The organism is Brevibacillus laterosporus DSM 25, from assembly GCF_002706795.1.
Taxonomy (GTDB): domain Bacteria; phylum Bacillota; class Bacilli; order Brevibacillales; family Brevibacillaceae; genus Brevibacillus_B; species Brevibacillus_B laterosporus.
Genome location: NZ_CP017705.1, coordinates 15,870 through 28,543, shown reverse-complemented (window position 1 = coordinate 28,543; position 12,674 = coordinate 15,870). Strand labels below are relative to the sequence as shown.

At 41.5% G+C, this 12,674-nt stretch carries 11 protein-coding genes and 5 tRNA genes; all 16 read left to right on the top strand.

All coding sequences use genetic code 11. The features are described from left to right. Positions 1-10 precede the first annotated feature (10 nt). Positions 11-1,051, top strand: coding sequence for a Gfo/Idh/MocA family oxidoreductase (locus BrL25_RS00150; RefSeq protein ID WP_308470829.1), 1,041 nt, complete (start codon positions 11-13; stop codon positions 1,049-1,051). 151 nt (positions 1,052-1,202) lie between these two features. Then, a complete protein-coding gene (locus BrL25_RS00145) occupies positions 1,203-1,775 on the top strand; it encodes a thioredoxin family protein (RefSeq protein ID WP_018670547.1) in 573 nt (190 codons plus the stop codon). Between the two features lie 54 nt (positions 1,776-1,829). Beyond that, complete coding sequence (locus BrL25_RS00140) at positions 1,830-2,003, top strand: YycC family protein (RefSeq protein ID WP_018670548.1); 174 nt, start codon at positions 1,830-1,832, stop codon at positions 2,001-2,003. A gap of 172 nt (positions 2,004-2,175) precedes the next feature. Further along, complete coding sequence (locus BrL25_RS00135) at positions 2,176-2,490, top strand: SCP2 sterol-binding domain-containing protein (RefSeq protein WP_018670549.1); 315 nt, start codon at positions 2,176-2,178, stop codon at positions 2,488-2,490. A 204-nt stretch (positions 2,491-2,694) separates the two neighbouring features. Continuing rightward, positions 2,695-2,777 (top strand) — tRNA-Leu (locus BrL25_RS00130). Positions 2,778-2,819: 42 nt separating this feature from the next. Beyond that, positions 2,820-2,895 (top strand) — tRNA-Thr (locus BrL25_RS00125). Between the two features lie 7 nt (positions 2,896-2,902). Next, a tRNA-Tyr gene (locus tag BrL25_RS00120) sits at positions 2,903-2,987 on the top strand. 4 nt (positions 2,988-2,991) lie between these two features. Continuing rightward, positions 2,992-3,066: transfer RNA gene (locus tag BrL25_RS00115), tRNA-Gln, on the top strand. 11 nt (positions 3,067-3,077) lie between these two features. Next, positions 3,078-3,157: transfer RNA gene (locus BrL25_RS00110), tRNA-Leu, on the top strand. Positions 3,158-3,532: 375 nt separating this feature from the next. Then, a complete protein-coding gene (locus tag BrL25_RS00105) occupies positions 3,533-3,694 on the top strand; it encodes a cytochrome c oxidase subunit 2A (protein ID WP_018670550.1) in 162 nt (53 codons plus the stop codon). Positions 3,695-3,729: 35 nt separating this feature from the next. Further along, positions 3,730-4,197, top strand: a complete 468-nt coding sequence (locus tag BrL25_RS00100) for a cytochrome c oxidase subunit II (RefSeq protein WP_003336039.1) — start codon at positions 3,730-3,732, stop codon at positions 4,195-4,197. Positions 4,198-4,222: 25 nt separating this feature from the next. After that, complete coding sequence (locus BrL25_RS00095) at positions 4,223-5,902, top strand: b(o/a)3-type cytochrome-c oxidase subunit 1 (protein ID WP_018670551.1); 1,680 nt, start codon at positions 4,223-4,225, stop codon at positions 5,900-5,902. A 263-nt stretch (positions 5,903-6,165) separates the two neighbouring features. Beyond that, complete coding sequence (locus tag BrL25_RS00090) at positions 6,166-7,785, top strand: ABC-F family ATP-binding cassette domain-containing protein (RefSeq protein ID WP_018670552.1); 1,620 nt, start codon at positions 6,166-6,168, stop codon at positions 7,783-7,785. A gap of 63 nt (positions 7,786-7,848) precedes the next feature. Continuing rightward, complete coding sequence (locus BrL25_RS00085; protein ID WP_018670553.1) at positions 7,849-10,938, top strand: DEAD/DEAH box helicase; 3,090 nt, start codon at positions 7,849-7,851, stop codon at positions 10,936-10,938. Further along, positions 10,935-11,810 (top strand): SWIM zinc finger family protein, encoded by an 876-nt coding sequence (locus BrL25_RS00080; RefSeq protein ID WP_018670554.1) that lies wholly within the window; start codon positions 10,935-10,937, stop codon positions 11,808-11,810. The genes BrL25_RS00085 and BrL25_RS00080 overlap by 4 nt, the downstream gene beginning before the upstream one ends. Next, on the top strand, positions 11,807-12,499 hold the full coding sequence (locus BrL25_RS00075) for a 4'-phosphopantetheinyl transferase family protein (protein WP_018670555.1): 693 nt from the start codon (positions 11,807-11,809) through the stop codon (positions 12,497-12,499). The genes BrL25_RS00080 and BrL25_RS00075 overlap by 4 nt, the downstream gene beginning before the upstream one ends. The last annotated feature ends 175 nt before the right edge of the window (positions 12,500-12,674 follow it).

Here is a 12,674-nt window from a genome sequence, read left to right as displayed (position 1 = left end):
CACAAGAAAAGTGACCTTCTTTCCATCCGCTTCATACAATGTGAGAGTTAAGATTATTTGTAAGTTTTTGGATGGAAAGAAGGGATGTGGAGTGAAGGTAGGAGTAATTGGGACCGGTGTAATGGGTAAACATCATGTACGTGTCTACTCCTCGCTCAACGACCATTGCCAATTGGTAGGCGTTTATGATGCAGATCAAAAGCGAGCACAAGAGGTCGCACAGGAATATGATATACTTTCGTTTCCTACGCTAGACGAATTATTGGCACAAGTAGACGCAGTAAGTATTGCTGTTCCCATATCTGCTCATTTTGAGGTAGGGATGGCTTGCATTCGTCATGGGGTTCATATGCTAATGGAAAAACCGATCACCGCTACGATAGCGGAAGCCGATGAGTTGATTGATCGAGCCAAAGAAGCTAAGCTTCATTTGCAGGTGGGGCATATCGAATTGTTTAATCCAGCTATTGCCGTATTACGCTCTATTTTGGAGGATGAAGAGATTGTCGCCATCGATATGCACCGCATGAGTCCAATGGAACCACGTATTCAAGGGATTGATGTGGTATTGGATGCTATGCTTCATGACATATATATTTTGCAACATTTACAACCGGGTTCATTAGACAGAATGCATGCAGTAGGTAAATATTACCAAGGAGCAATCAAGCATGCTGTAGCATTGTTTCAATTTGATTCAGGAGTTATCGCACAAATCACAGCTAGTCATTTAACAGAAGAAAAAGTGCGCACCTTACGAGTAGTAACCAGACAGGCATTTGTTCAAGTAGATCTTCTTGATAGAAAAGTGGTCATTTCCCGTTCTACTAATTTCTATTTAGAGAAACAAAGTGATGGATATAGCCAGCAGAACATTTTGGAGAAAGTGGTTGTACCAGGAATTGAGCCGTTACGCGCAGAATTATTAGATTTTTTACAAAGCATTACCACGAAAAAACCAGCTTTGGTCACAGCTGAGTCAGGTCTGCAAGCATTGCGATTGGCAACAGAAATAACTCAACAAATCAAACGAAATGTATCCGCAAATTGATGAAAATAAGGAAACCTGTGGCAGTAGTACACAGGTTTTTTGATGTTATACGCGATCACGTAAAACACTTACATAAGCGATCATAAAAAGGAGATGATCACATCCTAGCGAATTGAAACAGAAGATAATCAATGCATAAGGAGGAGCTATCATGACGATAAATTTGCATTCAAAAATAGGAACAGGAATTACCATGCAGCAATTCATGGAAACAATGGAGAAGAATAAAGAGGAATTTTACGATTGGTATCAACGATTTGCGTGGGAAACAGATGAGGAGCGTTCACAAATTGAAGCGACTGTTCAGCGAGGAGGATTGCAAGCCTTCTTATTGTGTGCGCAATGGTGTGGAGATGTGGTTCGAAATGTGCCGGTATTGTTTCGTGTAGCAGAAGCAGTTACATTACCCGTGGAAGTATTGGTGATGGAGGATCATCTGGATGTGATGGATCAATTTCTGACAATGGGGGGGCGAGCTATTCCGGTTTTGATCATTTGCAACGAAGCAGGAGATGTGCTTGGCACATGGGGACCACGCCCAGCACATGTTCAGAAGATTATGATTCAGTTTAAACAAGAGAACCCTGACCGGGGGGCACACGATTATAAAGATAAAATCATGGTCGCTCGTCAAGAGATGCTTACCCAATATGGAGAGGATACAGGCTATCAGCAGGTCATTGTGCGAGAATTATCCGACTTATTCCGCCAGATACACTCATAAGTAGCTAGCATGGTATAATGTGAAAAATGGATAAGGACAGCAAGAGGTGAAAAAATGAGACCGTTACAGATTTCAGCGGAAACAGCCGTTAAGTTGGCTGAACAGCTTGGGGTACCCTTGGAAAGATTAATGCACATGCCCCAACATATTTTGATGCAAAAGCTTATGGAGATTTCTAAGCAGGAAGCGACAGAACAGACAGCACCGGATGGCAGGGATAAGGAATAAAGCTGCCACCTTTTGAGGAGCAATAATAATCGTATACACTTGCAAAGGGTGCCTATGAGGGCACCTTTTTTATATGATCGAAAATTGTAAGATGGGCATATATAGGATAGTTTTAGAATAGGATATTATGGTGAAAAATATAGGTTCAGGTTGGGAAAGGGGGGGGTCTCTTATGTTACAAGAACTTGAGACACTTGCTGATCTAATAAATCAAAACCCTTCTGCCATTGAGGGATGGCTGGCCGTTTATCAATTTGATGTGAGTGGAGAACGGGGAGGTACTTTTCAGGTTCAATTTTGTAACAATCATGTTCAAGTGACGGAAGGAAAGCCAAATCAGGCACAATGTACGCTCCAGCTATCCGATACTAATTTTACAAAACTCTTACAAAAACAATTAAATCCTGCTACTGCTTTCATTCTGGGAAAAATAAAGATAAAGGGAGATATATCACTAGCTCTACAATTACAAAGCTTATTTGCATAATGAGAGAATGCATGAAGTACAACGCTTTTGAAGGCATAATAATCAGATAGCTACAATTGATTTCTGTTTATTACTTGTGGCTATCAAATTTTTTGTAAAAAAGTCTTGCTTTTTATTTTGATAGTATGCTATATTAAAAAAGTCGAAACTGTACTGAGAAAAACAACCCGCTTGAGAGCGAGTTATTGACCGTTTAGTTCACATGCGGGTGTGGCGGAATTGGCAGACGCACCAGATTTAGGTTCTGGCGGGCGACCGTGGGGGTTCAAGTCCCTCCACCCGCACCATTTTACATACATAAGAGTAAGACAAGCTTTCTATATGAAAATGCCGGTGTAGCTCAATTGGTAGAGCACCTGACTTGTAATCAGGGGGTTGTGGGTTCAAGTCCTATCGCCGGCACCATTTTTATGGGGAGATAGTGAAGTGGCTAAACACGGCAGACTGTAAATCTGCTCCCTCCGGGTTCGGCGGTTCGAATCCGTCTCTCCCCACCACTTTTGGGGTATAGCCAAGCGGTAAGGCAACGGACTTTGACTCCGTCACTCCTAGGTTCAAATCCTGGTACCCCAGCCAACTTTATATTTGCCGGTATGGCGGAATTGGCAGACGCGCGCGACTCAAAATCGTGAGGGAAACCGTGGGGGTTCAAGTCCCTCTACCGGCACTACAATAAAAAAGCGGAATTTACGTTAGATGCGTAAATTCCGCTTTTTTCATTATTTATTATGATTTTTCTTAGCATGTACCAAAAGAGATGTTTATAAAAGGTAAAAAACAGAAAATGAAATGTAAAATTATGAAAATAGAAAGTAATCATTTTTCTCACAAAATGCCTGTTTTTTATGGGATGATTTTTAAATAAATAGAATTTTGTCAAAACCTTGACAATGACTAAAAGCGAATAGCTCTAAAGGGCTAAAAGTGATAAATCTCACACCCTTTACAATTGTGAGAATGGTTTAATCAAATCGTAAACAATGCAAATTCCTTTTTACGGAAAAATTGGATGACAAGGAAGAAAAAGAGAGGAGGTCATCGGATGAACGGTTCCCATACTCAACCTAATCAAAAGGAAGAGAACGAGCAGCATCAGGAAGGTGAACTAAATTTAAAAGGGACTTTGGCTTCGGTCTTTCTAGTAGGTATGTTTATCGCAGTGACTTGGTTTGCTGTATTTGGAGTTTTTCTAAGTAGAGGGTAGTTGGTATAGAGAGGGAATGAACGGGAGGGTATTTTATGCATTTACACCGCTTTGAAAAGATTTGGCTGATGGTTGGGGGCGCGACGCTGGTACTTTTTTTGATCGTCTTATCTGTCAATGCCTATGCAATGGGCATGATGCCACCAAGCCATATGAAAATGATAGACCCAAAAAAGGTTGATGAAACGGCTCCATTTGATAATCTAGGACTTCATAAAACAGGCGATAACGAATACGATCTTGTCATGACATCATTTATTTTTACTTTCCAACCCAATCAGATTGAAGTTCCAGTCGGTGCCAAAGTTAAATTTGTTGTAACGAGTAAAGACGTGGTACACGGCTTCGAGATACCAAAAACAAATGTAAATATCATGGTGTTACCTGGTCACATCAGCGAAGTCACTCACACATTTGACAAGCCAGGAACGTACTTAATTCTCTGTAATGAATATTGTGGTGCTGGTCACCAGTTAATGGCAGCTACAATTGTTGTGAAGTGATTCGGAAAGGTAGTGACGATAAAGTATGGTAGCGGAATTAAAGGAATATAATAATACGCAACCGGTGGTAAAGGTAAACGCCGCCGCTGCAAAGCTTTCATTGGCACATATTTATGTAGCGTATATTGGCTTTGCTATCGCCATATTGTGTGGCTTACTTCAAGGGCTGGTACGCGGTGGAGTTATAACCTTGCCATCTTGGTTAGGGTATTATCAGGTGTTAACAGCGCACGGGGTATTGCTGGGTCTAGTTTTTACAACATTCTTTATTATAGGATTTTTCATATCAGGCTGTGCTCGTACATCAGAGGGAAAGCTGACGCCTTTAGCTTTGAAGCTCGGATGGATTGGCTGGCTCCTCATGACGGTCGGTACAGCAATGGCAACAGTAGCCATTCTAACGAATGAGGCATCCGTTCTGTATACGTTCTATGCACCGATGAAAGCATCTCCACTGTTCTATATTGGGGCAGCTTTGCTAGTCGTAGGTAGCTGGATGGGTGGATATTCGATTTTTGCTAATTATATTCATTGGAGAAAAACAAATAAAGGAAAAACATCTCCCTTATTTCAATTCATGGCTGTTTCTACGATGATTTTGTGGCAGATTGCAACGCTAGGGGTAGCAGCAGAAGTTTTGCTACAGCTCATTCCATGGTCTCTTGGCTGGGTACCAGAAGTTAATGTATTGCTAAGTCGTACGCTATTTTGGTACTTCGGTCACCCACTTGTCTATTTCTGGTTAATGCCTGCTTATGTGTGCTGGTATGTTAATATTCCAAAAATAATCGGTGGTAAAGTATTTAGTGATTCGCTTGCACGTTTATCATTTATCCTACTTATTCTTTTCTCCATTCCGGTAGGGTTTCATCACCAGTTAATGGAGCCAGGTATTTCAGATAAATGGAAAATGCTACATGTTATCTTGACTTTAACCGTAGTATTCCCATCGCTTATGACGGCATTTTCGCTATTTGCCGTATTTGAAACATCTGGACGTAAAAAGGGTGCAAAAGGTTTGTTTGGCTGGTTTTGGAAATTGCCTTGGAAGGATGCTCGCTTCTTTGCTCCAATGCTGGGTATGCTAGCTTTTATTCCAGCAGGTGCAGGTGGAATTATTAATGCGAGTAACCAGATGAACGCAGTTGTGCATAATACAATCTGGGTTACGGGGCACTTCCATTTAACGGTCGGAACTAGTATAGCGCTTACATTCTTTGGAATTACGTATTGGTTATTGCCAAATTTAACAGGCCGGAAAATGACCCCTGCCCTACATCGAGTGGGAATTTTGCAAGCTGTCATGTGGTCGGTTGGTATGTTACTGATGTCAGGAGCAATGCATTATCTTGGTTTGCAAGGTGTGCCACGTCGTACCGATTACACCACTTACTTTAACAATGCGGAGGCTCTAAGCTGGATACCTCCACAACAGCTAATGGGTTTTGGTGGTGCGATTCTATTCTTTGCAGGGATACTTATGGTAGGGATTTTATTCTATCTCATCTTTAAGGCACCAAAAGGCGAGGAAGATTATCCTATTGCTGAATCCCAAGAAGCAGTTGAGCGTACTCCAAAAATTTTAGAGCGCTGGTCTTTATGGCTCGGTGTTGCCGTATTCCTGATTATCGTGGCCTATGCATATCCGATCTATCAATTGATTGACCATGCACCTCCTGGCTCAAAACCGTTTATAACCTGGTAAAAAATCAAAAAATCATCTGCGGTATTTCCTTCTAAAAAGGAGTATGTCTGTGGATGGTTTTTTATTATGAGAAAGTAAAAAAAACTGTGTTCTACTTGAGTACTATTGGTCGCTTACATGAATTTTTAATTAAAAAAAGGAAGGATTCACATGCTAAAATTTGCTGTGTTAGGTGTTAATAAATAGAAGGGGTTAATTTTTAGATGTAAATGTAGTAAAATATACGTTTGAAGAAGAAAATGTATATTAAAGGATGAGATTGAATGATAAGTACAAATGGTGTTACCCTGCGATATGGGAAACGCGCTTTGTTTGAAGACGTAAATATCAAGTTCACACCTGGTAACTGCTATGGATTAATTGGGGCAAATGGAGCTGGTAAGTCTACATTCCTGAAGATTTTATCTGGCGAAATTGAACCAAACAGTGGAGAAGTTATTTTAACTCCTGGGGAACGTCTTGCCGTACTAAAACAAGATCATTATGAGTTCGATGAATGCGAAGTCTTGAAAACGGTAATGATGGGTCATAGAAGATTATTTGACATCATGGAAGAGAAAAATGCTCTGTACATGAAAGAAGATTTCTCTGAAGCAGACGGCATTCGTGCGTCTGAATTGGAAGGAGAATTCGAAGACTTGAATGGTTGGCAAGCAGAATCTGATGCTGCCGCTTTATTGATTGGTCTGGGAATTTCTGCTGAATTCCATGATAAGAAAATGCTAGAGCTAGACGGAAGCTTAAAAGTACGTGTATTGCTGGCACAAGCTTTATTTGGAAACCCAGACATCCTGCTACTCGATGAGCCTACCAACCACTTGGACATCGAATCTATTCGTTGGCTAGAAAACTTCTTAGCTAACTATGAAAATACTGTTATTGTCGTATCCCATGACCGTCACTTCCTGAACCAAGTATGTACGCACATTGCTGACATCGACTTTGGTAAGATTCAAATGTATGTGGGGAACTACGATTTCTGGTATGAATCAAGTCAGCTGGCTCTTAAGTTAATGAGAGAGCAAAACAAGAAAAAAGAAGAGAAAATTAAAGAATTGGAAAGCTTTATTGCACGTTTTAGCGCCAATGCTTCTAAATCAAAACAAGCAACTTCTCGTAAGAAGATGTTGGATAAAATTTCGTTGGATGATATTAAGCCTTCCAGCCGTCGTTATCCATTTATTAACTTCAAGCCTGAGCGAGAAGCGGGTAAAAACATTTTGGAAATTGAAGGCTTATCCAAGACCCTTGAAGGTGAAAAACTTTTCGACAATCTTCACCTCATTATTAATAAGGGTGATAAGATTGCGCTTGTTGGGCCAAATGGCCACGTAAAATCAGCCCTGTTCCAAATTTTAATGGGCGAAATGGAAGCGGATAGCGGCACATTTTCTTGGGGTGTTACAACTTCTCAAGCATACTTCCCTAAAGATAACTCTGAGTACTTTGATGGATGCGATTTATCGTTGGTTGACTGGTTGCGTCAATACTCAAAAAATCAAGACGAAACATTCTTGCGCGGCTTCTTAGGCAGAATGCTGTTCTCTGGCGAGGAAGCATTGAAAAAAGCCAATGTTTTGTCTGGTGGTGAGAAAGTACGTTGCATGTTGTCCAAAATGATGATGGTGGGCGCAAATGTTATCATGTTAGATGAGCCTACTAACCACTTGGATCTGGAATCTATTACAGCATTAAATAATGGTTTAATTGAATATGATGGTACAATGGTATTTGTTTCACATGACCATCAGTTTGTTCAAACCATTGCCAACCGGATAATTGAGATTACACCAAATGGTATCATTGATAAAATGATGACATACGATGAATATCTGGAAAGCGAAGAGATCAAACAACTTCGCGAAAAATTGTACAGCGAGTAATGAAAAAGAAAAGAGGGTTAACCGGTTAAGGCTAACCCTTTTACTAAAAGCTGGAGGGCATCAATGACGACGTTGCACGGTATCTGGTTACCAGATGCTTTTTTTCTTTTCTGTTTGCGCGGCGGCGAGATTGTACCCGTCAGTAATTGGATGGAACAATTGTCGACCGAACAACAGATGAAATTGATGAAGTCTGGAAAAGTGGGCATCCGTACTTTTCAAGTTCCATATTGGTTTGATCAAGGTGAGTATTACCCGTCCAATAAACCAAAATTGATGGTACAACAGATTAATGGACTAAGTATTACCATGAAGGAAGCTTTACCATTCCTGTGGCAGACGGATGAAGCAATGTTACAGCATAGCGGTTTTATTCAAGGTGATAGCCTGCGCTACTACCAAAAAGTAGCTCAATTTGTCCTACATATGCTATGGCATGCAAATATTCGACCAGGTGTACAGGTACGTAAAGGAAAACGGTACGGCTATGCAGTGGCAGACGCCAGTTGGGATATAGACCTGACCAAGGAAGAAGTGCGCACATTTTCGCATACTTTGGCGCTTACTATGCCTGCCATCTGTCGAGCGTATGACCCACAAAAGACAGGTGGAAGCGACATCATGACAGATCCGCACCACATACAATCGGATTTTTTACAAAATGCAATACAAACTACCGTACTTGACTGGCTGGATTTGGAAAGCGAAGAGTTACGTCAACAGCTCAGCAAAGGTAAGGGAGATTTCTCTTTACAGTGGCTACGAGGATTACTCACTCGGGCTATGGAACCCATTGAGGGAACAACGAAAGAGCTGCAAAGCTTTAAGCAGCAAGTAGATATGTGGACAAAAGGAGAAGGACGGAATAAACGGGATTGTGTGGGGCAGTATGCAATGCGTCTGTACTTACGTCTGGAACCTCCTCAACAGCTCGAATTAGAAGTAGGAGAGTCTATTTTTACATTGCATGTGTATCTACAACCTGTGACAGAACCTTCTCGTCTTATTTCAGTTAAGGATATTTGGTTGGGATCTGGTGAGGCTGTAGCCTTTTTTGGAAAGTGGTTAGGTAGAGCCCAAGAATTTTTGTTGGAACAATTGGGATGTGCGTCTTTACACATGCCAGCGTTAGCAGCAGTGCTGCGCCAAGGATTGGTGGAACAAATACAGTTGCCTGTACACGAGGCTTTTCATTTTCTACAAGAGATAGCCCCACGCCTGCAAGCAGAAGGAGTTGGTGTTCAATTACCTTCTTGGTGGTTAAAGCGTGGACGCAAACGGTTAGGCTTAAAGCTTAGAGTCATGCAGGATCACTCCCTTTACGCAGCGGATTCATCAGCTGTAATTCATCGTTTAGGTTTACATGAAATCATCCGTTTTGATGCTAAAGCAGCTTTGGGGGACCAAGAAATAAGCTTGGCCGAGTTAGAAAAAATTGCAGATTCTAAACTCCCTTTTATCCAATTAAGAGGGGAATGGACAGAAGTAAATCAAGAATCAGTTAAGCGGATGTTGCAATATTTAAAACGAGCAGAGCAAGATGAAATCACGCTTCACGATATGCTCTATTTGATGGCCGAGATGGAAGCAAGTGATGAATGGCAAGATATTCCCGTTGTTGATTTCGAACTTCCTATAGCGCTTGATGATTTATTACATGGACGACTAGAACAGAATTTAGACCATATTGACACCCCACAGGGTCTGCAAGGAGTGTTGCGCCCCTATCAAAAACGTGGGTATGCATGGCTACAGCTCATGTCAAAATTAGGCTTTGGCGTCTGTTTGGCAGATGATATGGGGCTGGGAAAAACGATACAGATGATTACAGTTTTAATGGCAGAGAAGCTATCAGCACCGGCTATAATCGTGTGCCCGACCTCATTGATGAATAATTGGAGTAAAGAAATTGAAAGATTTGCCCCAACACTACGGGTGTATACGCACCATGGACCAGAACGCTTGCATCAAAAAGACCTGCAAGCAAAAGTAGCTGAACATGATGTTGTGATTACTTCTTATTCCTTAGTCAATCGTGATTTAGATGATTTAATGGAAATCAAATGGTCCTATTTGGTGTTAGATGAGGCTCAGAATATCAAAAACAGTAAAAGTAAACAGGCGAGAAGCGCCATGAAAATACATGCTCAACATCGAATTGCGATGACAGGTACACCAATTGAAAATCGGCTAAGTGAGCTTTGGTCGATCTTCCATTTTTTAAACCCGGGTTACTTAGGAACTTTAACGCAATTTCGCACTCAATTCACGTTACCTATTGAAAGATATCGTGAGCAGGAACGTATGGAATCTCTACGGAAATTGGTAAAACCGTTTATCTTGCGGCGTTTAAAAACAGATCCTAGCATTATTGTGGATTTACCAGAAAAAATCGAAAGTAAAACATATTGCACACTGTCAGAGGAACAGGCTACCTTATATCAAGCAGCCGTTAATCATATGATGCAAAAAATCAATTCGGTAGAAGGAATGCAACGTCGTGGGTATGTCCTTGCTACTTTAACTCATCTTAAACAAATTTGTGACCATCCAGCCCTTTATTTACACCAGTCTGCCGATCATTTAGATCGTCGTTCTGGTAAAGTACGGCGTGTGACTGAACTTGTTCACGATATAATGGAGCAACAAGAGGCTGTGTTACTATTTACGCAATATGTAGACATGGGAAACATGCTTGCCAAGCATTTTCGTGAGGTTTTACAAGAGGAAGTTCTCTTCTTGCATGGAGGGGTCAGTAAACAAGAGCGTGATGATATGATAGATCGCTTCCAGTCTGGTATGGGACCGCGTATCTTTATTTTGTCACTAAAAGCTGGCGGTGTCGGTCTGAACTTAACCAGAGCAAATCACGTTATTCATTTTGATCGTTGGTGGAACCCTGCCGTCGAAAATCAGGCGACCGATCGGGCATATCGCATCGGTCAAAAGAAAAATGTGCATGTGCACAGGTTAATTTGTCAGGGAACGCTAGAGGAGCGCATTGATCAGCTGATGGAATCGAAACGGGAATTGGCAGAACAGGTCATTCATTCTGGGGAACAGTGGATTACCGAGTTATCTGCAAATGAGTTACACTCCTTATTTGAGCTACGTGAGGATTTGATCTGCCAAGAGGAGGATGATTTGTTGTGAAACCGCAAAAATCGAGCGTACAGATTGAGTGGGTCGCCCGCTTAAAAGAATTGATTCGAAAGGCGGGTGGGGCACAGCGGAATCAGCGTGGACGTACAAAAGCAAAAGAAGGCGGAGTACTAGAATGGGAAGCCTTTGATGCTGGCATAAAAGCAAAGGTAACAGGGGCGAATCAGGCACATTACACGGTCTCACTTAGCCCCAAAAAATCGATGCATGTAAGCCGCGATAAAGCTTTATATATGATTAGACAATCTCCTCTTTTTACAGCTCAGTTATTAGGCGGGACATTTTCCGAAGAACTCGCTACTACTCTAGTTGATCAAGGATTAGAAGTTCTTCCAGATTCGCTAGAGGAATGGAATGCTCATTGTAGTTGCCCCGATATGGTTGGTTATTGCAAACATGTATACGCGTTGTATTATCAACTGCTAGCGGAAGCGGAAGATGACCCATTTGTCTTTTTAGCATTTCTTGGGCTACAGCGTTCTGATATTATAGGTGGTTTTCGGGAGCAGTGGTTGCCAGAAAGCGTACCCTTTGCGGGAGAAGGCGTGGTACACCAAGAAAAATCGAGCCTACTAGAGCAATCCCCTTTACCTGAACTATTGGATACAGGTATCGATGAGGAAGTGGGGGCAGTGTTTTTGCGTAGAGCGGTTGACCACGGCTCCTTTTTTCAGACAGCCCCTCATTTTTCAGCGATGACTATTTCTTTTGCGCAAGAGAATATTCTACCTGAGCAACTGCTTTTAATCTGGGGACCACCTGCATTTGCTGTCCGAAAAGAAGCTGCGATGATTGGAGTCCTACAAGAAGTGTATCGGATTGTAAGTAAGAAAGCTGGAGAGGAGATAGCTACATTGCCATGAAAGTGTTTGCGATAAAAGTACCCGATACGTATACAGAAGAGTTGTATCGGGAGTTGCTTTCTCTGCTTCCGTTTGACCGTCAAGAAAAAGTGAATCGCTATCTTAAAACGGAGGATAAATGGCGTTCCTTGCTTGGGGAGGTACTGGTGCGCGTGCAATTGGCTCAACGGATGCGTCTTTTGCCGAAAGAGATTCGATATGAGACAAATGCATATGGCAAGCCATTTGTTACGGGGGAGGGTGCGTGCGAATTTAATGTATCGCATTCTGCTAGCTGGGTAGTGACTGCTTTAAGTGCTTACCCAATTGGTATTGATGTCCAACAAATCAAACCAATTAACTTACAAATTGCTGACCGATTTTTTTCTGAACAAGAGCGCCAAGACTTATTCTTGTTACCTGAAGCTGATCAACTAGAATGTTTTTTTAGATATTGGGCGTATAAAGAGAGCTATATTAAAGCAGTGGGGAAGGGACTTTCTTTACCGCTTGATTCTTTTACGATTCAGTATAAGTCCCCAAATAGAGCTACGGTATACGCTGATCAAATGCCTACTGGTTATCATTGTCGGGCTTTTCATGTGGACGAGATGTATAAAATAGCCGTGTGTACAAAAAAGGATCAGTTTTGTGAGCAGATTACAATTGTAGAAATGGAAGAGTTGGCAAGCAAGCTCTTACAAACATAGGTGGAAAGACGAAACGAAAGGGTTATCACATGTTTATGGGATAGCCCTTTTTTGTCGAATAAAGTCTCAAACTCTCTGTTTTTGTTTACAAAGTTCTGAAAATTACGATACTATTTATAGAGAATGAGCATAAGGTAAAACTATCAACCCTATTTGTAGGATGTGAAGGAGGTTT